Origin of the sequence: Pseudovibrio sp. W64, from assembly GCF_001623145.1 — a bacterium.
GTDB lineage: Bacteria > Pseudomonadota > Alphaproteobacteria > Rhizobiales > Stappiaceae > Pseudovibrio.
In genome coordinates this window covers 125,326-146,288 of sequence record NZ_LMCI01000043.1, presented here as the reverse complement: position 1 = coordinate 146,288, position 20,963 = coordinate 125,326, and the positions used below count along the sequence as shown (strand labels likewise).

The following is a 20,963-nucleotide window of genomic DNA, read 5'->3' as shown; positions in this document are numbered from 1 at the left end:
GCTGAGCCGTATCTCCTCCATCACTCACTCTCCTTGGTTTGCCCGTACACAATGCACAGCAGAAGAGCGAGAGTTCAATTACTCCGAGTATCATACTCAGTATGAGATTTTATTCCTTGTCGAATGCAGTTTGAGTTGTCTTCTCTGGCTAGTTTACAACGCCTGCATGTATCTTTAATTTTGCTGAACTAGAACAAGCCATAAATCTTCGTCTTTTCAGTATGTAACTTTATGTCTCTCTGGCACCCGTAGGGATAATGCGAAAGTAGAAAATGTATTTGACACAACGACTTCTTCGACGGTTCGGGTGGGGTAGAAAACCGAAACTTCCAGAATTATTTTCTGATTCCGACGGTCCAAACCGCGCTAAAATGACATTAGCCAATAACGCGATTATCGCCGAAGATAGCGAGATCATTAAGCAATTTTGGGATGAAGGCCAATACGAGTTCTTCAGGGTGGGAGACACAATCGTCCAGCAAGATAGCCCTGACATTGATGTTTACTTTTTGCTATCTGGTGAAGTTGATGTCGTTGTAGGGGCCCAAAAGCGGTCAATCCGAGAGGCACCCAACCAGATAGGAGAGATGTCCGCGATTGACCTCGGCACCAATAGGACAGCTACAATAGTTGCTCGGAGCAGCGAGGTAGCCACTTTGAAAGTTCCCGGAACAGTCTTCAAAGAAGTCTGGTCAAGAGATGCGCACTTTCAAGCCAGGTTGCAAAAAGAGATGTCAGCGCGTCATCGCGAAAGCTTGGCTGCAACAAAAGTTGCAAAAGAAAACACTTCGTTCGTCTGGTTTCTTATCTCAGTTGGCATCGGACTGTTGGCCGGAATCCTCGCATGGATACTGCTTTCATCTTATTCTTGGACGACAGAGGCGCGGTTACTGACGACTGCTGGTGGGGGAGTGATCTCGTTCTTGATTACTTTGTTACATAACCCTGCTTTCTTTTGGCGCAGGTGTTTCGGAGTAGCCCTGATAGCAATGATTGGAATTTTTGCACTCGATTCATTTTTCTCACTTGAAGCTAGCCAAGGCTTTGGAAGCCTACAAATCACCCTGTCCCGCGAAAGCGGGACTGAAGACTGGGCAGTGCTTTTGGTGAAGGCTTTGGTTTTTATTGGTGTGCTTGCGCTCTGCGCATTTATGGAAAGAAAAGAGGCCGAGCGCTGATATGGCTGTGAACGAACCATTTCTGAAAGAACGGGTGGAAACGCTTTTTGGGACCAGCTTCCAGCAAAGAGATGGGCGGGTCGTACCATCGTCTTCAGATGTAACCCTAAAAGACGGTGCCGTCAAAGTTAACGCAATATTCTTGTATTCAGACCTTGCGAGGTCTGCACTACTTTCCCAAGCATGTCCTTGGTCAACAACAGCGAAAGTTATTCGTTCTTTCCTGGATTGTGCGACACGTTTGATAATTAAGCATGGTGGTGAAGTAAGAAGTTTCGACGGTGACCGCGTCATGGGCGTCTTCATGGGCGACAGAAAGAGTTCAAATGCGTCAATTTGTGGAAGGGAAATACATTGGGCGGTTCGACAAATAATCAAGCCAGCGGCCGAGAAAAAGTTCAAATCCATCAGGGACAACGGAATTGAAATCCAAAACTGCTCTGGCATTGACCTTGGCGAAGTTCGCGCAGTGCGTTCCGGCATAAGGAATAACAACGATTTGATCTGGATTGGTTCTGCAGCAAGTTTTTCAGCAAAACTGTCTGATGTTAGAGAGGTCGGCTATAACACTTTCATCTCGAAACGAGTCTACAACGCATTGGCGGACGACGCGAAGTATAAAGACGGTGAAAACATGTGGAGTTCTTCTACCTTCGAGTTCGCTGGGAAGACGGAAACGGTCTACAAAACCAACCATTGGAGGAGGCCATAGGTGTAGGGACTTGAGATCACAATGTGGTGGACTTGAGATCATCGCGATTTCGGGCTCAGATTATTTGAGACTATAAATCCAGGTGGGCTCAAGTTATCTGAGAACAAGCGCACATTATGTGAGACAGGCTCACATTCCTGAGACTGGGCGTAGCATCATAAGACTGATGCCGATCAGTTAAAGCACATCCCCCTCCAAGCCCACGCAGACCCGCAAGAAAAAACCAGAGGTATGAAGCAACCTTGCGATGATTTTCGCAACGGGTTTTCTTATGTTCAACCCGCACTGTTCAGGCTCGCTCTTGGGTTGCAAGAAAAGCGTAGGTTCTTGGGTCAATTGCATAAATCATCTGACTTTCGACTACAACAAACTCCTACAAGGCAGAAAGCTGTGTTTGCAGCGCAGCTGCTAACTCTGAACGTCTTGTTTCTGGTGCAGTGCTAGTGTCCCAACGCAGAATGACTTCGTCTCCGCTCCATCGCGGCTTTACATGTAGATGTGCGTGAAAAACATCCTGACCTGCTGCGACGCCATCGGATAGGATCAAATTAATTCCATCGCAGCCTTTTGCCGTACGTAATGCGCGTGAAACCCTCGTTGCCATCTGAAAGAGTGCAGCAGCGGTCTGATCATCAAGATCATTTAGACCTGATAAATGACAGCGTGGGACAATGAGTGGATGCCCTTCGAGTGAAAGAAAAGCCAGAACGAGATGGTTCCGACAAAGAATATACGCTGGAGCTTCACCAGCAGCGATTGCGCAAAATATACAGGTCATTGCTTAAACTAAACCAACTCAACGTATTGTTGCTAGGTCGAAGCTCTGCATTCAAATGCATTGGCCATCGCGAAATATCGACCTCCGATTGGTCAGCATAGTCTTTTTCTGTCACTTCCGGAGAAAACGGCGCTACTTTGCAAACCCTTTGGTTCTCAGTGTTTTGTATTGAGTCTCAGTAATGTGCGCCTGTCTCACGTATCTTGATCCCATTCTCATTTAATCTGAGCCCAACCGGAATTACAGTCTCAAATAATTTGAGCCCAAAATCTCGATAATCTCAAGCCCGAGCCTCGATGATCTCAAGTCCCCACAGTTAGGAATGGACAGACAGTGTTGACCAAAACCAGACATTTGCGAGCTGTGAAAGCCAAACTCTCCACCGAACAGCTATGCTTCTAGGTTATTAAGCGGACCCACTTGCAGACAACGTTCAATCGTTTCACAAGCGGAGCCGCCTCTGTCCTCAGCTTTTTAAAAAGTGGTGAGGAAGCTTAATCAAATAACTAGCCGTTGTATGGGCCCAACTCATTAATGTGTAGACGAAGCTTTTGGCATGCTGGGCCAATCAATGCTTGCATGTCTTTTCCAGCTTCAAAGCGATATGGAATTGTTGTAATACCAGCCATATCGCTTGGAAGTTTTAGTTTTCCCTCTCTTGGCTCCATTAGAATTGCACGAGAACGGCCAAGTCGCCCCATAAACAGGCCTAGTTCAAAAATAACATTGTCCCGAGGAGAGGGCCAATCTTGACCTCGTATGGTAGCCACATCGTCAGCATGTGCGATAGCTATTGCAAAGTCAGAGTTATCAATAGCTTCTTCCAGCGCAGTAACAGCATAGCTGGTCGCACGGAAAACACCGTCTGTCCAAACTGTACAAGTAAATTTCTCATGTTCAAAGGCAGCTTGAATTGCTTGCGCAACCTCTAAGGCTTCAACCGAAGAAATGATAAAAACTCTTATCTGCTCATGATGAGTGGTAACTAGCTTGTTGCGTTCTTGAAGACGCCGAGCCAATTCTTGAGCAATGGACTTGTATAGTTCAGCATTATTCTTTGCCAGATGACTAAAATCCGCTTCGGTGATTTTTGCGACTAGACATTGCTCAACGGCTTGAACTGTTGCAGAACGTTTTTGTGTAGGTTGAATCGCCGCCATTTCACCAATGTGATCGTTGGGGCCGCGGATGGCAATTTGTTGCCCATTCACAATTATGCTCAATGAACCAGAGATAATGAAATAAATATCATTCGTTTCGGTGTCTTGTTGGATGAGTTCATCTCCAGCTGACACTTTTTCTAAAACGATTTTTTTGGCCAATTCTTGAGCGATTTTGACATTGCCCCTGACCATCTTGTTCATTTGTAGGGCCTCAACGAGAAGCCTCATACCTGTTTCGCCTTCAAAACGCTCAATCATAGTTTTATCTCAATTAATTTCTCAACATATTTTGCTTGTGCTAAATCGGCCAAATTGAAAGCACATTTGACTATCCATGAACGAACTAGTCAATACTCCACCAATAGGTTGACCTATAGATACGCCTGTTTTTTTGAGCTGCCCATTCTCGCTGGCCCCACATATTTTTTTCATCAGCGTATTTTACGGAATCGTGCATATTGTCATAAACCTTGTCAGAAATCCAAGTTGGATAGTCAGCTGACAAAGCTGAAAGCTTAGCTGCGTGGTTAGCGGCCTTACCAATCCAAACTAGATCGTTTGAGTTTCTAATTCCGGCTTTGGCCACCATTACCTTTGTTGAATCAATGCCTGTTACGTGCTTCATTATGTACTTTGTATTGTATTGAGCATTCATTCTTGGTTGAATAATTTTCTTGACGGCGTAGTTGATTTTCAGACCACTACGGACAGCTGACGTGTTTTTCGAATTTCCGATGTAAATTCCCATCACTCGATCTCCATCGAAAGAGCGAATGTGTCCGCCTTCACTACGAATAATTTTTGTGGCGCATTGTAAGAAGGTCTTGTAGTTTTCGGCCGCAAATTCATCTTTGTAGTTATCTACTAACTTCGTCGATTCATCTAGATCCGCATAAAGTATGGTAGCCTCAAGATCTACGGCATCATTCCCAGATCTTAAATTGGTATCTTCGGGGACTATTTGCCCATTTCTTCTTTGCCAAGTAGAGGAATATATTTTTTTGACCTCATTCTCGAGGTCGGCTTTTAAACCCATATTGATAATTCCAATATTGTAAGCCGCATATTTGGGAAGGGCATTTAGTGGATTAGAAAAATATTCATTCTGAAACTAACTGTATGTATAGCGCATTGTCTTGTTTTATCTTGTTGCAAATGTGGAGGTTATGCTGGTTGTACCGTTGTTAGCGAGGCTTCAGTATAGGAGTTTGCCACCGGTTTCTGGTTTTGCCAAGTGCAATTAAAAAGACACATTGTAATGTCGGATTCGTGTCAGAAAACGATTAACGGACGAAACGCTCTATGGTCTTATTCCGCGCTTTGGTGCTTTTGGGAGGCTATGCTGCCTCAGCTTTTTATTGGGTAATCACATGCCAATTGATGATGAAATCTTCTCGGATGTAAATAAGATTTGCAATGCTGATTGGAACAAACGTGTAGGGAGCAAAGTCCCCGTCTCAGACGATATTACACTCAGCAATGGTGCTGTGGAGATAGAAGCGACCTATCTTTACACTGATCTCGCAAACTCTTCGAAAATGGCAAAAACTCTTGATCGCCGTGTAACGGCGAAGATTTTAAAGTCATATTTGGCAGTGTCTTCAAGGCTGATAAGGCACTTTGGTGGGAGAATAATGAGTTTTGATGGTGATAGAGTGATGGGGGGATTCATGGGTAACTCCAAGAACACCTCAGCAGTTCAGTGTTCTTTCGCAATTGCCTATGCCGTCACTCAACTAATCCGCCCAAAATTTGAGATGAAATACTATTCAGTAGAGAATGCAGACTTCAAAATTCACCACGCGACCGGGATTGACCAAGGGACGGTGTTTCTTGTTCGAGGGGGTATCTATGGAAGCAATGAGCTAATTTCGATTGGCCGAGCGCCAAACTTAGCTGCAAAATTGAGCGACCTGAGGGAAGGTAGCAATACGACATATGTAACCAAGAGTGTTTACGATAAAGCTAGCGCTGCGACAAAACGAAAGGTCGATGGATCTGATGGCATTTGGGAAGCTCGCACCTGGCGCTATTGCGGTGAAGAAATTAGCATATACCGCTCTGGCTACTGGCGGAAACCTAGTTTGAACTGAACCTGCTAGAATATTAACGTAAGCGTTAGCAATCGCGTACAACTTTGCTTCACAATGATCACGCCGTACTTTATGTGCTCTTCCTGCACAGGTGCTAGCATGCCGCTCGTGACAAATGGATACTCTCTACTTAGCTCGACCTTTCAGGCGGTGTTGAACCTAGTCTCGATTTGGGATCCTCACAATACTTGGAGGGAACGTCAGGCTCAGGTCACTTAATCAGATTGTCACAAGTTACCATTTCCCATGATCCCTCTCTTCTCGATACCCATCAGAGTATTGGTGGGAAGAACGACGTGCGTAAACACGTCAATCCACGGGCCTTGTCAAATCAGTCCGTGAGAGCGTTAAGCAAGCTGAAAGGCTCATTCCCACCAAGCCATACATTGTTAATTGTATGGTTGGGAAATCTTGCCATAGCTTGAGAGTAAACTTCAATATGAACTTGTTTGGAGAAGTCGCTCCGGTCAACGCTGAACCGGTGGCACCCTATCTTGGCGGCAAAAGCCAGCTTGCTGCTCGTATTGTCGGTAAGATCAATCAGACCCCGCACCAGAGTTATGTGGATGTGTTCTGCGGAATGGGTGGGGTGTTTTTCAAGAGAAGCTCTGTCACCAAATGCGAAGTGATTAACGATATAAATAGTGAGCTTGTCACGTTCTTTCGTGTTTTGCGCTCACACAAGGCTGAGTTCTTGCGAAGCCTGGAATACATGTTTGCCTCACGTGAGGAATTTGAAGCGCTCAAAGATAGTGGACTGGATTATCTGACTGACATTCAAAAGGCTGTTCGCTTCTATTACCTCCAACGGCTCGCATTTGGTGGTAAGTCTGTGGGACAGTCGTTTGGGACTGCGATAGAGCGGCCATCTCGCTTTAACGTAAAGCGTGTTCTGAGTAACATAGAGAAGGTTGCAGACAGGCTGTCTGCAGTGACCATAGAAAACTTGGACTGGCGTGCTTGCATAGAGCGTTATGATGGAGAGCAGACGTTGTTCTATCTCGATCCGCCTTACTGGGGTGGTGAGACAGATTACGGCAAGGGGGTATTTGAGCGCTCCGACTTTGCGGAGATGGCAGAACGGCTTTGCAAAATCGCAGGTCGTTTCATTCTCTCGCTGAATGATAGAGACGAAACGCGACAGACCTTTGACGGCTTTCAGCAGGATGTTGTCAGCCTGAACTATTCCATTGCGAAAGGTGCGGGTAAGCAGGTTTCTGAGCTGATCATCTCCAATTAGCTTAACAATCCAATATGACAAACTTTGACGCTCGCAATCATCGCCGATTGCGGGCGTCAAGTTCTTCTAGGGTGGGAACGGGTAAGCCGTCTTCTCGCAGCAAGTGGTAGAAATATTCCTTCTTGCCCAGTTTCAGTTCTTTGCGGCGAGCTTCAATCATCTCAATGATAGGGATTGGAACGAGAGAGTAGGCGACGCTGCCCCTCTCAGATTTGCGCAAGGCGCTCAGCATGGCCTCATGCTCGCTTGGTCGGTCATTCACTAGCTGTGCGATGATGTCTTGGATGGATGAGCTCTCAGTGGGCTTTACAGCGGCTTCTGGAGCTTGCTCAACTGTGCTCGTGTCTCGATTAATGAGCTGTCGCTTCGCTTTATAGTCTCCCATAGCTCAACCTCACGCTGCTGCTTTCCGAACGATTGCAGGAGGAATGAGGCGCTTTGTCCGTAACTCTCCTACGAGTTCCTGGGTGTAGACCTTGGCTCGGCCTTTGATGGCGTCTCCCGTGTTCATTGCAGTCTTGAATGTTGTGGTGTGCCAGAGGATGGTGTCCAGAACGTCGAGAGTCGATTCATCAGATAGCTCGTTTGTGATGTCGTCAACATTGCGGGTGTTGCGGTCAAAGTCCGTCCTTACCACTGCGCTTGTGATTGGCTTGCCTGTCTTCGCACTCAGTTTCGAGAGGAAACGCTGGGTGTTTACTGCTCCCTCAATATCGGCAACGGTTGTAGAGCAGGGGATTAAGACCAGGTCACTAGCAGCTGCGATGTACGCAGCGATACGTGAGTTAAAGCCTGCGGTGTCTACAAGAGTGTAATCGTATTCACCCTCAAGCTCTTGCAGCAGTCCGGTGATTGCGTTGTCGTTTGTCTCGCGGAGGAAATCAATATTACCGCGATCTAAGACTTCTTGCTCTGCCCAAAGTGAGGAAGAGCGGAGTGTGTCAGTGTCTGGAATGATGATGTTGTGGCCTTCTCCAGCGAGAATGCTCGCAAGAGAAATTATCAAGGTGGACTTGCCGCAGCCACCTTTCTGCTGAATAGCTGAAATCGTATGCGCCATGTTGTGCCCCTCAATAAAAGATAATTGCTGGACAATGGTATTTAGCCGCCAGATAACAGGCAATCCGCGACAATTAATGGGGAACAGGTAATCGAGAGCCGTAAGCAGATAACAGTTTACGAATGTTAGTTACGGCTGATTACCGTTGAGAGGTCTCTTGGGGATGTTGCGGCACCATGTGCTGGTAGCAAGGACGGGATGTAACGTCCTTGGCTCCGCAGCGCGAGCAACGCAGCTTCCGAGCAATATAAATTACGATTGTATCCTCGGGCATTCCCTCAGTGGAAACGTAATCAGCGTTCTGGCAGTTATTGCAGTGAGCGCGAACCGGAGCGTCGAGTTCTTTTAAGTCTGCCAAAGTGACTGGACGGTTTTCCATTGCTCGTGCTCCAAATGATCTCTCCTGACAGGAAGTTTGGGAGGGTAGCAGAGCGCAATTTTGGGGGCAAGAATCCCTCACCTTGGTTCCATCACGAAAAACGTGAGGGAAAAACCCCAATAAGATAAACAATAACAATGTCAGGAAAAGAAAGTGGAGGCCTCTGCCGGAATCGAACCGGCGTACACGGATTTGCAATCCGCTGCGTCACCACTCCGCCAAGAGGCCCCGCTGTGGTGTGAGGGGCTTTTCTGATATTTGGGGCGGATAGTCAAGCGGGCAAATTAACTTTCCACGATCACTCTTGTGTAAAACACCGAAATCTATGGGGTTTACCTAAGTGAGTAGCTTTCTGGATGAGCCTCAGTTTTTCTTCCAGCATGGTGAAAAGGCTCGTATTTGCACCGCAAAGTTCAAAAATAGAAAAACAACAGAGGGAACTGTTTATTTTTACGGATATGGCAGCTTGTGTTTGTGGTGCATGAGCGATATTTCTCAGCCAAAGAATCTTGCGAGACAGTGAGGACAGGATGGTCAACTTCGCGGAACAAAGAACACTGATGGTCGACAATCAGCTGCGGACCAATGATATTACAGACCTGCGCATTATTGGTGCTATGGGCAAGGTGCCTCGCGAAAAGTTTGTTCCGGAAAACCTGCAGGAGCTGGCCTATATTGATGAAGATGTAGCCGTTGATGAAAAAGGCGAGCGTAAAATGCTCAAGCCGCACATCTTTGGTCGTCTTGTTCAGCTGGCTGATATCACTGCCAAGGATGTAGTTCTGGTGGTTGGTGCTGCCTCTGGTTATGGCGTGGCGATCGTTTCCTATCTTGCTGAGGCTGTTGTTGGTCTGGAAGTTGATGTAGCGCTGTCCGAGGCGGCTTCAGCGAATCTTGAACAGCTGGGCATTGAAAATGCTGCTGTGATTGATGGCGATCTGGCCAAGGGTTATGCGGCTGATGCGCCTTATGATGTTATTCTGGTGAACGGTTCCGTTGAAGAGCTGCCAGAAGCGTTAACTGCTCAGCTAAAAGACGAGGGTCGTCTTGTTGTGGTTGAGGGGGAGAGCAATGCAGGTGTTGCGCGGCTTTACACCAAGTCTGGCGGCAATGTGAGTTCTGTGTTTGCGTTTAATGCGCATGCATGTGCGCTTCCAGGATTTGAGAAGCCGGAAGTCTTTGAATTCTAAACGCTTGCAACTCAGGTATAGAAATGTGAGGCGAGGGGGAACCTTCGCCTTTTTTTGTTTTTCTGTGAAGTGTTGTGATGAATTTCCGTTTTCGTGATGTGAATTACAGTTTTGTCCCAATGCTGGTTTAAAGCACTTCAAACTCTGGTGGGGTAAAATAAGAACTGGCTGCTGCTGCTGTCTTTTCTATCAATGATGTAGAGATATCCACGTTTCAATCATTGGGTGAAAAAACGGTAGTAAAAACTTAATGGTTCTATTAGTGTGCCTCCGGGGAATGATATTCTGCGATTGGGCTAGGTAATTGTATCGATAAGATGTTGCCTGTTCGTCGCAGTATTTATTTTTTTCCAAAATCGGCTTGATCGCCGGTTTCGGAAAACGCCGAATAAGATATACATTTCGGCGAGTGTGTTGGGTTTGCGGTTCGTAAGATTGACCCTGTTTGAGGCATATAAAGTGGTTTCTCGGAAAACGTTAACGGGTGCAGTTGCAGTAGTCGGCTTGCTTGTGAGTGCTCAAGGCGCGAATGCTCTTTCAATTAAAGAGGCATTGGCTGCTACCTATCAGAATAACCCGACATTAAACGCATCACGCGCTCAGCTTCGTGCGACAGATGAAGGTGTGCCACAGGCTTTGGCCGGATGGCGCCCAAGCATTATTGCCAGTGGTAATTATGGTTACCAGTGGCAGGAGACACAGGGCACTAACCGAAACCGTAATGAGTATACAGCATCCTTGCAGGTTACTCAGCCGCTGTTCCGTGGTTTCCGGACTGTGAACTCTACCCGTCAGGCTGAAGCTATTGTTCGTGCTCAGCGTGAAGATTTGCGTACAGCAGAGCAGACTGCGCTTTTCCAAGCTGCGACCGCATACATGGACGTCATTCGCGATACCGCGCTTGTGTCTTTGCGTCGGAGTGATTTGAAATTCCAGGAAGAGCAGGTTCGGGCCTCTAAAGATCGCTTTAATGTGGGCGAAGGTACGCGGACGGATGTTTCTCAGGCTGAATCAGGTCGTGCTCGTGCGCAGTCCACACTGAACACAGCGCTGGCAAACCTGAACACAAGTCGTGCGATTTTCCGTCAGGTGATTGGCATTGATCCCAAAAACCTGAGCGCTCGCACCAATGTGACAAGCTTGTTGCCGAAGACTGTTTCTTCTGCAATCTCTATTGGTCAGGAAGAGCATCCTGCGATCCAGTCTTCTCAGTTTCTGGTTGATGCCGCTCAGTTTGCAGTGAAAACTGCTGAGGGTGTATTGCTTCCGACTGCTGATGTTCAGGGAACATTGTCCTATAGCGACAACAACCTTCCTGGCGTGTCTGGAAAGCCGACCAGAACAGCATCTATTTTTGGTCGTGTGACTGTTCCTATCTACCAGAATGGTAGCGAATACTCTGTTGTGCGCCAGTCTAAAGAAGATCTGGGCCGCACCGAGATTTTGGTTGATGTGTCCCGTGATAGCATCCGTGCTCAGGCGATCTCCTCCTGGGGGCAGCTGAATGCATCGATCGCTTCCATTACGGCAGCTGAAGCACAGGTTGCTGCGGCTCGTCTTGCTTTGGAAGGCGTGATTGAAGAGCAGCGTGTTGGTCAGCGGACCACACTTGATGTTCTGGATACACAGAGTGATCTGGTGGATGCGCGTGTAACATTGGTGACAGCGCAGCGTGACCGTGTGGTTGCTGCTTATGCGGTTCTTTCCTCTGTTGGTCGTCTCGACTATAACAGCCTGGCATTGACCGGTGCGCGTTATGATCCAACTGAACACTACCGTCTGGTACGTGATAAGTGGATTGGTCTGCGGACCCCGGATGGGCGTTAAGCTCCTCTGATATAATGAAATTTTGGAGAAGGGAGCCTCACGGGCTCCCTTTTTTGTTGCCGCATTTTCAAAATTGCTCGTTTTCCTTGTGGGAATTGGCATTTTGCAGAATATGCGGGTGTCAGGCGGGACCGCTTTTCTCTTATATTTAAGTAAGTATTTATTAATGAACTGAGTCGGAAAGCCGGCGGATTAGACGCGATTAGAAGTGGAGCACATACATGGGAGCTGTCTCACAGGGTAACGAGCCTTCCATGGAGGATATCCTGAGCTCGATCCGCAAGATTATTTCGGATGACGAAGCAAGTGGCGCAGAACAGATGACAGATGCTGCATTGAGTGACGCGGACGCGGGTCGCGAATTATCACAGGACGATCTAGATAAACTCTTTGATGATGCGCCAGCGGAAATGGAGCCTGCTCCAACTCCTGAGCCAGAAGTGGTGAAGGATGCGGAACCAGACGTTCTGGAGCTGACGCAAAAAGAGCAGATCGACGAGCAATCCTCCTCATTGAAAATTATCGAAGGTCTTGCTGATGAAGACAAGGAAGAGGATGGAGACATCGCTTTTCTTGATCAGCCGGGACCTGAAGCGTTTGGGCTGGGCAGCATGGGGCAAGATGACATTCTTGAGCCATCTGATGCAAAAAGCCCGGCGGAAACACTTATTTCAAGCGCGACGGACGAAGTTGTGTCCAGCGCCTTTAACGGTCTTGCCAACACGGTGCTATCCAAGAACGCCCGTACGCTGGAAGACCTCGTGGCTGAGATGCTGCGCCCAATGCTGAAAGGCTGGCTCGACCAGCATCTGCCAAGCGTGGTGGAGCGGCTTGTGCGCCAAGAGATCGATCGCATCTCACGCAAATAATCCTCTGGATGTGAGGGGAGAAGTTCTCCCCTTCACACATCCGCTCTCTGCTACTCTTTCTAAGAAAACCGTGTCAAAACTGATCTGTGGTGTGGGCTGTTTGGGTATTTGTCGCTCAAATATGCTCTGTAGATGTATGTTACGGTTTCATACTTGGTTTTTCTTTTTTTTCCGAGACTTTGCTTTTGCAATCGGGCCTTTTCTGGTTTTGGGTGTATCTCTAACATCGCCATAACTACTGATGAAAGGATGGGCGACCTTGATGTTTTCGTCTGAAATAAGCTTGAGTATGCAGATAAGAATATCCTCCTGAATAGCGAGGTATTCATCCCGGCTTGATGCTTTGACACCATTTTCGACGAGAATTGAGAAGCCGTTTTCGTCTATCTCTTCCAGCAGAACTTTTGAAGCGTCTGGCAGAGAGAGTGGGTGTTCGGCTAGCATTTGCTTTATTTTGGAGATGACGGCCTCTAGTTGTTCTGCTGTTGTATCGAACTCTAATGAGAAGTGTTGAACGACACGAAAATGATCTTTTAATGTGAAGTTCAGGAAGTTCATTTTTGCAAGGTCTGCATTAGGGATGGTTACCAGCGTTCTGTCTTTGGTTCTGATCCGAGTTGAGCGCATGCCGATGGATGTTACGTGACCGCGGACCTTGTTGAATTCGCAATAATCTCCGACACGGACAATGCCGTCTGCATAGAGGATCAGGCCGCCGAGGAGGTTTTCGAGCGTGGGTTGAGCGGCCAGGGCGATTGCGAGGCCGCCAACACTGATACCTGCGATGATGCCGTAGAGCGGGATGTTCAGGCGGGTTGCGCCGTACGTGAGCAGAATGAGAGCGCACAGGATGGCGAAGAACTGCGTTGCTGTGCGGATGATGCTGCGGTCGATGGAGGCTACGCCTCGGTTCTTGAGCAGCACCAGCTCGCTCAGGAGGCGCAGGACTTTGTAAATGATGACTGCACCGCCAATCCAGACGAGCGTTTCGATGGTCAGGTCATAGACTTGCAGAACCGGGCCACCGATATTGATTTGATAGTCAGCCAAATAACGCAGGAAAATGAGAGAGCCGACGATGACGCCGGAAGTGATGATGCTGAGCACTTGCCGCCGAACCGGCTTCTTGCGATCTGGTAAGCGCCGCATGGTGGTGACGAAGAAGAAAAGAATGACGGCGGCGATTGCTGTGATCAGGATCAGCGCGAACCACTGCCAGACGGCCTGTCCATAATACAGTTCCAGTAGCCATGGAGGTTGGCTTTCAATCAACGAGAACCAGGCTGGCGGAAGCAGGTGCCCGGGACTGCTGGCAAAGAAGTGGTAAAGGTCTTGCGGAATGGAGGAGCGGGACGGGAGCGCTTTGACTTCCTCATAAAACTCCGGGATCCGGTCCACTGTTTCTGCTGAGAAGACATAGTCTCCTTGCTGCGGTCCCTCTGTCATCTTGGTGATGACGATTTGGGTGAAGGGGATCGTCCAGGAGCTTTCCAAATCGGCCTGATTGAAGTCGTAGGTGCCTGCTGCCGTTCCGGGGATATCCGGGAAGGGGGGAAGCGGGATGCGGTCCAGAATCTCTTTGAGCTGCAGGACCAACTCCAGTGACGTTTGCTGACGTGTTGCGCTGGGGAGGCCGGAAAGATCAAAGCAGCCTCTGGCACGCTCCAGAAGAATCTCGGCGAGATGGATCTGGTTCTGAATGTGCTCATGGTTTTTGCTCATGCCGAGCGTTTCCATGGAGAACGCACCCATACCTGTGTTTTCTTCGTAAGCTTCCTGAATGAGGTGGTTTGTTTCCTCCATGATATCGAGGAAGCTGTCCAGCGTTGCTCTTGGAGAGCTGGTGTCGGCAGGTGCAAGAGGGAACATGCCGATAATGTCTTTGGCGCGAAACTCCATCAGAGGCATTGCCGGCATGCGCAGTGTCTCAGGCATGCCGTTTTCGTCAGATGGCATCTCTGGCTTTTCAGAGGGAGCTTTCAGGATCTCCTTTTGCTGCTGTTTGATGTACTTCTGGTAGAGAGATTGTGCAGGGGCCTGGCTCGGGAGTGTCAGAAACAAAAGAACGCAAAGAAACGCAAAAAAAACGCGTGTAACGCACAAATAACGCAAACCAACGCAAAGCACACTGGAGGCCCGGTGTGGCTGTTGTTGCTGGGTTATCGAGGGCTGTTGCTCTGGTTGCATTGAGGTCTCGGTTGTTGGCTGCTTCCTGCTCTATGAAACCAGCCACTCAAGACCATTTGGACAATCCAAGCCTTGTTATTTAAGTAAAATTTGCCTGTGGGTTATCGTGGCATTCGCGCAACGCCTGTGGGTTAGCTGAGATTCCTCAGCGATTGCCGCGTGTTTGCCTCGTTCTGGCCTTTTCCCCGTAGCATTCCAGTGCTAAGCCCTTTACAGCTTGGGCGTTTGAATCACTAGCTGCTGGAAAGTTTTATGGGTTTTACAATGCGTAAATATCTTGGGCGCGCTGCATCCTGCGCACTTGCTGCGTTGATTGGTGGGGCAGCATTTGCATTGCCTGCACAAGCTCAGACACCAATTAAAAACCCGGTTGCAGTGTTCAAAGGGCTGGATAAGATCACCGGCCGCATTACCACGTTTGATGTCTATATTGATGAGACAGTTCAGTTTGGTGCGCTTCAGGTAACGCCGCGCGTTTGTAATTCCCGCCCTCGGACAGAAGCCTCTCAAACCACTGCGTTTATTGAAGTTGATGAGCTTACGCTTGACAGTAAAGTTCGTCGGATTTTCAGTGGCTGGATGTTCGCAAGTAACCCTGGTGTTCATGCCGTTGAGCACAGTGTCTATGACATCTGGCTGATCAACTGTAAGAAAACGACTTCTGTGCCACCGCCAGAAGGATATGCTGGTCCAGCTGTTGATCTTGTTTCTGAAGAGGATGATCTTGCTGGTAAGGACTTTGTTTCTTCAGGGGAAATTCCGGTGCCACGACCGAAAGTTGTTGCAACACTGCGGTAAATGATGCGGCCTCTCAGATGAGGCCGTTTTTGTTTTTAGGTGGAGCAGGGCGCATATCCTCGATGATCTGCAGCACTAATTTGCCAGAGCTTTCCTGCGGTAGTGCGTGAAAATCTCCGAGTACCATCAGCGCATTTTCCAGCAACTTGCCATACTGCTCTTTGGGAACTTCTGTCGCCCCGAACTGTTCCAGATGTTCTGTTACGAACTGAGCGTCCAGTAACCTGTAGCCTCCATAGAGCAGACGGCCATACAGATGCACAAGGGCAACCTTGGAGGCATCCCGCTCCAGTGAGAACATGCTCTCCCCAAAGAACGCACCGCCCAGTGATACACCGTAAAGGCCGCCAACGAGCTCGTCAGCGGCGTTATAGACCTCGATTGTGTGGCAATACCCCATGGCAAAAAGTGCAGTGTAGAGCTTGCGGATCTCAGTGTTGATCCATGTCTCTTTGCGCTCTGAGGTGGTTGTCGCGCAGTGAGAGATTACTGCCTTGAAATCACGGGAGGCTCGAACGACAAACTTGTCGGAGCGGACGGTTCTGGCGAGCCGTTTGGGGATGTGAAATGAATCGAGCGGCAAGATACCTCGCCGCTCGGGATCAATCCAGAAAAGATCAGGAGAGTCAGCAGTCTCAGCCATTGGAAAGATGCCACAAGCGTATGCTTTAAGCAGAATTTGTGGGGTAATCTTAAATTCCATGCTGTCCTGCTTTTGACCTCCCTAAATCTCCTCAGTTTTCTTCGGAGTTCTGTGCTGCGATGTGCGCTTCCAGGAACTTCTCAAGCCAATGGATATCATAGGCGCCGTTGGCGATATCCTGATTGTCCAGAAGCTCTGTGAAGAGCGGAACAGTTGTGTTGATGCCATCAACCACAAACTCGCTCAGAGCACGACGCAGGCGCATCATACATTCCACACGGGTCCGGCCATGAACGATCAACTTACCGATCAGGCTGTCATAATGTGGAGGAATTTTGTAGCCCTGATAAACGCCTGAATCTACGCGCACGCCCAGACCACCCGGTGGGTGGTAATAGGTGATTGTGCCCGGAGATGGTGCGAAGGTCAGAGGATGCTCTGCGTTGATACGGCACTCAATCGCATGACCAGAGAAGCGAACTTCTTCCTGATTGATTGACAGAGTAGAACCACCAGCGATGCGGATCTGTTCGATCACAAGATCAATGCCGGTTACCATCTCGGTTACAGGATGTTCCACCTGCAAACGGGTGTTCATTTCAATGAAGTAGAACTCACCGTTTTCATAGAGGAATTCGATTGTACCTGCACCGCGATACTTGAGCTTACGCATAGCGTCTGCACAAACTTCGCCGATTTCCATCCGTTGCTCTTCATTGAGCGCAGGGGATGGGCACTCTTCGAATACCTTCTGGTGGCGGCGCTGCAAAGAACAGTCGCGCTCACCAAGGTGGATTGCATTGCCCTGACCATCACCCAGTACCTGCACCTCAATGTGGCGTGGTTTGCCGAGGTACTTTTCCATGTACAGAGCATCATCGCCAAAGGCTGCTTTGGATTCGGAGCGTGCGGTTGAGATCGCAGTATCCAGATCTTCAGCTGTCAGGGCGACCTTCATGCCGCGGCCACCGCCGCCTGCTGCCGCTTTTACGAGAACCGGGTAACCGATTTCCTTAGCGATTGCATGGACGTCGTCTTCAGGAGTGATGCCACCATCAGAACCCGGCACAACTGGAATGCCCAGTTCTTTTGCCGTGGTTTTCGCCTGAATCTTATCGCCCATCACACGGATGTGCTCTGAGGTAGGGCCGATAAAGGTGATGCCGTGTGCCTCAAGAATTTCCGCAAAGCGTGCATTCTCGGACAGGAAACCATAACCGGGATGCACAGCGTCGGCGCCAGTGATTTCACAGGCTGCCAGAATCTGCGGGATGTTGAGGTAGCTGTCGCGCGCTACCGGCGGACCAATACAAACACTTTCGTCAGCAAGGCGCACATGCATCGCATCTTCGTCAGCAGTAGAGTGGACCGCAACAGTGCGAATGCCAAGCTCTTTACATGCCCGAAGGATGCGGAGTGCGATCTCGCCGCGGTTTGCGATGAGGATCTTTGAGAACATAGAGACTTCGCCTGTTATTCGATGATGATAAGTGGTTCGCCGAATTCAACTGGCTGACTATCTTCAACCAGAATTGCAGTCACAGTGCCTGACTTTGGTGAAGGGATCTGATTCATGGTCTTCATCGCTTCAATGATCAGAATGGTGTCGCCCTTCTTGATGGACTTGCCTACTTCAATAAAGACTGACGCGCCTGGCTCTGGTGCCAGATAGGCTGTGCCAACCATTGGAGAAGTTACTGCGCCCGGATGATTTGCAGCATCTGCAGAAACTGCAATCTCTACAGGTGCAGCCGCTGCTGGTGCCGGCGCAGCGACAGGAGCAGGTGCTGCTACTGGTGCCACTGCACCCACTGTCAGCTGACGAGCGACACGAACGCGGAGATCTTTTTGTTCCACTTCGATTTCGGTCAGGTTGGTTTCGTCCAGCACATTTGCAAGCTGGCGGATCATTTCCTGATCAAACTTAGTTTCTTTCGTCATCGTTTTCATCGTCCAGTTCGAAATGCCCTGACTAATGCCAGGAGCCTTCGGTTTGGCCCCCAAAGCGACTGTGCAGCAAGGATGGCCTTTAATAATCTGTGAAAATCCAATTGCTCAGAGCAAATGCGGACTTTCTGACTGAATGAACTACGCAAGCAGTTGGTTATTAACTGCTTAGATAGCCATTAATTCTCTATTTGCGAGATGCTGTCTTTTAAAAAGTATGCATCCGGAGTGCCTAGGCTGAGCATAAGGCAATATCATGTTTATTAGCGCAGAAAGGCACATAACGCTTTGATTTACTCAGAAGTACACAAATGTAGTTGCGCCTACGCAACCAATCTGTTCTCAAAAACTCTGTGTAATAAGCTAGGTTTACTTGACGTATTGGTAAAGCGTAGCCAGGCAAATAAACATAACTGGCCCTCTTATATGGTCAGAGCGGACCAAGGAAAAGACCTTTGTCCGCTCTGAGTTGAGTTCTTAAGGATAAAGCTGCGAAAATGCGTTGATATGCGCGATTGGGACCAATCTACTCGCGTTCAGCTGCAATTTTTTCCTTCAAAGTGTCGTAGCCGACGGCTCCAACAATCACTTCTTCACCCAAAATGTAGGAAGGGGTTCCGGTGATGCCGAGCTGTTCAGCAATAGTGAATACTTCCTGGAAGGTTTCAGCGGCGCGGTTGGACTTCATTGATTTTTCCAGATCTGCATCAGAGATCCCGAGATCTTTCGCAACTTTCAGGCTGCTCGCGAGGTTTGCACGGCCAGGCTGGCCCAGAAGTGCGAGGTGGAAGTCCTCGTATTTTTCTGGTGCGACTTCAGCAACTGCGATCGCAACGCGTGCAGCTTCCTGAGATGCTTTGCCCAGTACAGGGAATTCTTTCAAGACAACGCGGAGGTTCTTGTCTTCGTCTACGAGGCGAACAAGGTCAGACAGTGCGCGCTTACAGTAACCGCAGTTGTAGTCAAACAGCTCTACGAGCGTGACGTCGCCGTCTGGGTTACCGAGGACAATCTGGTAGTCGCTGTTGTAGATCTCATCAGAGAGGCTGGAGATAGCGCCTTTGCGTGCGCTTTCTTCTTCTGCGAGGCGGCGCTTATCAAGTTCCTGAAGCGCTTCCAGCACGATTTCCGGATTTGCGACAAGGTATTCCTTGATGATTGTTTCGACTTCAGCGCGGTTCACTGTTTCTGCTTGTGCAGAAAAAGTTGCTGGCAGCAGGGCGAACGTTGCTGCACATGTGATCGCAGCTCTGCGAATGAGTTTGTTCATGACGTCTCCTGTAACCCTGTTCGGGTGCTTGATTTTTATCAGTCTGATTTGTTAGCGGCGTCTGAGCTGAGGCACTTTGACTGACAGTATATCGTCAGCTTGTTGCCAGGCGGGTGAGCCGACTTTCAATTTTTTCTGAGCGCGTTTTGCGTAGCGCTGTGCGCTGCGAACATCGCCGCGGGTCATATGGCTTTGAGCGGTTGCCAGATCTGCTCCAGCGATATCGCCCAGACGGGCATTTGCGATTGCAAGCTGCGCATAGCCGTTCATGGAATATCTGTCTTTTCGCAGAGCTCTGGTCAAAATGCTCTTTGCTTCTTTCAGGTATCGCTTGTCATCGGATGCGACCATTGCGAAGCCCAGCCAGATTTCAAAATGCGGATTGCCAGGATAAAGCGCCAGCGCCTTACGGAATGGCGCAATTGCGGCTTTCGGCTTGCCGCCTTCGAGCAGCGCCTGTCCTTTGATTTCATAAAAATACGGATATTCCGGCGCTTTTGAGATCAGGGCGTCAATTTTTCTGACAGCTTTTGACGCTTTATCGGACCTCATGCTGGCAATAGCACGGGCATACTGCGCAGGGAGGCTTTTGTCTCTTTCCGGATAGGCACGATAAACTGAGTTTCTGTGACTGGTGAATGCCAGCAGTTTGGCTTTGACCATGTCATGCTTCAGCTGAAGGCGCTCAGGGTCTTTCTTGTTAAAGTGCTTCGCCTTTTGAGCCTTGTTTTGAAGGGCGTTGAAACGGGCGCGCGGCATGGGGTGGCTGAGCGCGTATGGATCTACATACCGCGCTGAAAACAGAGCCTGATCCGCCATGCGTTCAAATGTTGTGAGCATGCCTTTGGCAGATACACCGACGCGATCGAGGTAGCGCAGGGCTGCCTGGTCAGCGGATGATTCTTCAGATCTGCGATAGGACAAGAAACTTCGTTGGGCGAGCGCTCCGCCACCGGAGACAGCTGCTGCACCACCGCGGGCTATAGAGCTGTTGCCCGTGGTTGCACCTGCTGCCATAGCGCCTGCACCCAGGATCATGCCGATAACAGACATGATCTGTGCGTTTGACGCTGCCTGGCGCATGCGAACCAGATGGTTACCAGCAATATGGCCGGTCTCGTGTGCGATCACGCCGATCACTTCGCTTGGCGTTTTGGCATCCATAATGACGCCGAGGTTGATAAACATCCTGCGGCTGTCTGGAACAAAGGCGTTAAAGCTCTTGTCGTTGACCAAAATGATCTCAACCTGATTGGCAGGAAGTCCAGCTGCCCGGAAGATCGGTTTGGCGTATTCGCGCAGCAGATCTTCAGTTTCTGCATCGCGAACGAGGGGGAGCCCCTTCTTTTGTTGAGCTTGAGCTGTGGTGATTGCCACATTAGGTACAACCAGTGAAAGTGCGGTTGCTGTTATAAGAATTTTGCGCGCAAACTTTGTTGCTTGTGATTTGACTGGTTCAATCACACGTTTCAATGCATTGTTCTTAAATTGCACGTCAAGTCCCCTTAATTGGCTTGGCAGGCGCAGAGCGGTTCGCACTTAAAGTACTACATAGACTTTCAAATAAGCCTTAACCACCCAAGATAGGCAGTTATTAGGCAAAATTGCTAGGTAGCCCGAAAAATTAAA

At 48.9% G+C, this 20,963-nt stretch carries 19 protein-coding genes and 1 tRNA gene; 8 read left to right on the top strand and 12 right to left on the bottom strand.

The window, feature by feature from the left end:
- Positions 1-272: 272 nt before the first annotated feature.
- Together PsW64_RS24660 and PsW64_RS24655 are read left to right on the top strand one after the other, a co-directional pair.
- Positions 273-1,178: a cyclic nucleotide-binding domain-containing protein gene (locus tag PsW64_RS24660; protein ID WP_063305332.1), complete on the top strand. Its 906-nt coding sequence runs from the start codon at positions 273-275 to the stop codon at positions 1,176-1,178.
- Between the two features lies 1 nt (position 1,179).
- Positions 1,180-1,890 carry an adenylate/guanylate cyclase domain-containing protein gene (locus tag PsW64_RS24655; protein WP_063305331.1) on the top strand — a complete coding sequence of 237 codons (711 nt, stop codon included), beginning with the start codon at positions 1,180-1,182 and terminating at the stop codon, positions 1,888-1,890.
- A 373-nt stretch (positions 1,891-2,263) separates the two neighbouring features.
- Here the strand turns inward: PsW64_RS24655 and PsW64_RS24650 are convergent, their stop codons facing one another.
- The 3 genes from PsW64_RS24650 to PsW64_RS24640 form a co-directional block, all read right to left on the bottom strand.
- Complete coding sequence (locus PsW64_RS24650) at positions 2,264-2,668, bottom strand: HIT family protein (RefSeq protein WP_063305330.1); 405 nt, start codon at positions 2,666-2,668, stop codon at positions 2,264-2,266.
- Between the two features lie 506 nt (positions 2,669-3,174).
- On the bottom strand, positions 3,175-4,089 hold the full coding sequence (locus tag PsW64_RS24645; RefSeq protein ID WP_063305329.1) for a TIR domain-containing protein: 915 nt from the start codon (positions 4,087-4,089) through the stop codon (positions 3,175-3,177).
- An 85-nt stretch (positions 4,090-4,174) separates the two neighbouring features.
- Positions 4,175-4,867, bottom strand: a complete 693-nt coding sequence (locus PsW64_RS24640) for an adenylate/guanylate cyclase domain-containing protein (RefSeq protein WP_063305328.1) — start codon at positions 4,865-4,867, stop codon at positions 4,175-4,177.
- A gap of 334 nt (positions 4,868-5,201) precedes the next feature.
- Between PsW64_RS24640 and PsW64_RS24635 the strand changes: the two genes are divergently transcribed.
- Together PsW64_RS24635 and PsW64_RS24630 are read left to right on the top strand one after the other, a co-directional pair.
- A complete protein-coding gene (locus PsW64_RS24635) occupies positions 5,202-5,924 on the top strand; it encodes an adenylate/guanylate cyclase domain-containing protein (RefSeq protein ID WP_063305327.1) in 723 nt (240 codons plus the stop codon).
- A gap of 439 nt (positions 5,925-6,363) precedes the next feature.
- A complete protein-coding gene (locus PsW64_RS24630; RefSeq protein WP_063305326.1) occupies positions 6,364-7,164 on the top strand; it encodes a DNA adenine methylase in 801 nt (266 codons plus the stop codon).
- Between the two features lie 37 nt (positions 7,165-7,201).
- On the opposite strand, the gene PsW64_RS24625 is transcribed toward PsW64_RS24630, so the two are convergent.
- From PsW64_RS24625 to PsW64_RS24615, 3 genes are all read right to left on the bottom strand, one after another.
- Positions 7,202-7,549 (bottom strand): hypothetical protein, encoded by a 348-nt coding sequence (locus PsW64_RS24625; RefSeq protein ID WP_063305325.1) that lies wholly within the window; start codon positions 7,547-7,549, stop codon positions 7,202-7,204.
- 9 nt (positions 7,550-7,558) lie between these two features.
- Positions 7,559-8,224, bottom strand: a complete 666-nt coding sequence (locus tag PsW64_RS24620; RefSeq protein WP_063305324.1) for a ParA family protein — start codon at positions 8,222-8,224, stop codon at positions 7,559-7,561.
- Positions 8,225-8,757: 533 nt separating this feature from the next.
- Positions 8,758-8,831 (bottom strand) — tRNA-Cys (locus PsW64_RS24615).
- A 302-nt stretch (positions 8,832-9,133) separates the two neighbouring features.
- On the opposite strand from PsW64_RS24615, the gene PsW64_RS24610 reads away from it, so the two are divergent.
- The 3 genes from PsW64_RS24610 (at position 9,134) to PsW64_RS24600 (ending at position 12,489) form a co-directional block, all read left to right on the top strand.
- Positions 9,134-9,793, top strand: a complete 660-nt coding sequence (locus PsW64_RS24610) for a protein-L-isoaspartate O-methyltransferase family protein (protein WP_057464431.1) — start codon at positions 9,134-9,136, stop codon at positions 9,791-9,793.
- A 459-nt stretch (positions 9,794-10,252) separates the two neighbouring features.
- Positions 10,253-11,620 (top strand): TolC family outer membrane protein, encoded by a 1,368-nt coding sequence (locus PsW64_RS24605; RefSeq protein ID WP_063292423.1) that lies wholly within the window; start codon positions 10,253-10,255, stop codon positions 11,618-11,620.
- 221 nt (positions 11,621-11,841) lie between these two features.
- Positions 11,842-12,489, top strand: coding sequence for a PopZ family protein (locus PsW64_RS24600; protein WP_063305323.1), 648 nt, complete (start codon positions 11,842-11,844; stop codon positions 12,487-12,489).
- A gap of 147 nt (positions 12,490-12,636) precedes the next feature.
- On the opposite strand, the gene PsW64_RS24595 is transcribed toward PsW64_RS24600, so the two are convergent.
- Entirely contained in the window at positions 12,637-14,550 is a 1,914-nt protein-coding gene (locus PsW64_RS24595) for a mechanosensitive ion channel family protein (RefSeq protein WP_082831220.1), read from the bottom strand.
- 378 nt (positions 14,551-14,928) lie between these two features.
- On the opposite strand from PsW64_RS24595, the gene PsW64_RS24590 reads away from it, so the two are divergent.
- Positions 14,929-15,474, top strand: a complete 546-nt coding sequence (locus PsW64_RS24590; protein ID WP_063289056.1) for a DUF2155 domain-containing protein — start codon at positions 14,929-14,931, stop codon at positions 15,472-15,474.
- Between the two features lie 13 nt (positions 15,475-15,487).
- Here PsW64_RS24590 and aat read toward each other — a convergent pair whose 3' ends face one another.
- The 5 genes from aat to PsW64_RS24565 form a co-directional block, all read right to left on the bottom strand.
- Entirely contained in the window at positions 15,488-16,177 is a 690-nt protein-coding gene (aat, locus tag PsW64_RS24585; RefSeq protein WP_063305322.1) for a leucyl/phenylalanyl-tRNA--protein transferase, read from the bottom strand.
- A 31-nt stretch (positions 16,178-16,208) separates the two neighbouring features.
- Positions 16,209-17,576, bottom strand: a complete 1,368-nt coding sequence (gene accC, locus PsW64_RS24580) for an acetyl-CoA carboxylase biotin carboxylase subunit (protein WP_063289054.1) — start codon at positions 17,574-17,576, stop codon at positions 16,209-16,211.
- Positions 17,577-17,590: 14 nt separating this feature from the next.
- A complete protein-coding gene (accB, locus tag PsW64_RS24575) occupies positions 17,591-18,067 on the bottom strand; it encodes an acetyl-CoA carboxylase biotin carboxyl carrier protein (protein ID WP_063292428.1) in 477 nt (158 codons plus the stop codon).
- 523 nt (positions 18,068-18,590) lie between these two features.
- A complete protein-coding gene (locus PsW64_RS24570; RefSeq protein ID WP_063292429.1) occupies positions 18,591-19,334 on the bottom strand; it encodes a DsbA family protein in 744 nt (247 codons plus the stop codon).
- A 51-nt stretch (positions 19,335-19,385) separates the two neighbouring features.
- The gene (locus tag PsW64_RS24565) at positions 19,386-20,828 is read right to left on the bottom strand and encodes a M48 family metalloprotease (protein ID WP_063305321.1); all 1,443 of its coding nucleotides are present in this window, start codon (positions 20,826-20,828) and stop codon (positions 19,386-19,388) included.
- Between the last annotated feature and the right edge of the window lie 135 nt (positions 20,829-20,963).

Coding starts and splice junctions, on each gene's coding strand:
- PsW64_RS24660 (WP_063305332.1), top strand. CDS start 273: ATGTATTTGACACAACGACTTCTTCGACGGTTCGGGTGGGGTAGAAAA.
- PsW64_RS24625 (WP_063305325.1), bottom strand. CDS start 7,549: ATGGGAGACTATAAAGCGAAGCGACAGCTCATTAATCGAGACACGAGC.
- PsW64_RS24600 (WP_063305323.1), top strand. CDS start 11,842: ATGGGAGCTGTCTCACAGGGTAACGAGCCTTCCATGGAGGATATCCTG.
- PsW64_RS24650 (WP_063305330.1), bottom strand. CDS start 2,668: ATGACCTGTATATTTTGCGCAATCGCTGCTGGTGAAGCTCCAGCGTAT.
- PsW64_RS24620 (WP_063305324.1), bottom strand. CDS start 8,224: ATGGCGCATACGATTTCAGCTATTCAGCAGAAAGGTGGCTGCGGCAAG.
- PsW64_RS24635 (WP_063305327.1), top strand. CDS start 5,202: ATGCCAATTGATGATGAAATCTTCTCGGATGTAAATAAGATTTGCAAT.
- PsW64_RS24630 (WP_063305326.1), top strand. CDS start 6,364: ATGAACTTGTTTGGAGAAGTCGCTCCGGTCAACGCTGAACCGGTGGCA.
- accC (WP_063289054.1), bottom strand. CDS start 17,576: ATGTTCTCAAAGATCCTCATCGCAAACCGCGGCGAGATCGCACTCCGC.
- PsW64_RS24610 (WP_057464431.1), top strand. CDS start 9,134: ATGGTCAACTTCGCGGAACAAAGAACACTGATGGTCGACAATCAGCTG.
- PsW64_RS24570 (WP_063292429.1), bottom strand. CDS start 19,334: ATGAACAAACTCATTCGCAGAGCTGCGATCACATGTGCAGCAACGTTC.
- accB (WP_063292428.1), bottom strand. CDS start 18,067: ATGAAAACGATGACGAAAGAAACTAAGTTTGATCAGGAAATGATCCGC.
- PsW64_RS24590 (WP_063289056.1), top strand. CDS start 14,929: ATGGGTTTTACAATGCGTAAATATCTTGGGCGCGCTGCATCCTGCGCA.
- PsW64_RS24640 (WP_063305328.1), bottom strand. CDS start 4,867: ATGGGTTTAAAAGCCGACCTCGAGAATGAGGTCAAAAAAATATATTCC.
- aat (WP_063305322.1), bottom strand. CDS start 16,177: ATGGAATTTAAGATTACCCCACAAATTCTGCTTAAAGCATACGCTTGT.
- PsW64_RS24645 (WP_063305329.1), bottom strand. CDS start 4,089: ATGATTGAGCGTTTTGAAGGCGAAACAGGTATGAGGCTTCTCGTTGAG.
- PsW64_RS24655 (WP_063305331.1), top strand. CDS start 1,180: ATGGCTGTGAACGAACCATTTCTGAAAGAACGGGTGGAAACGCTTTTT.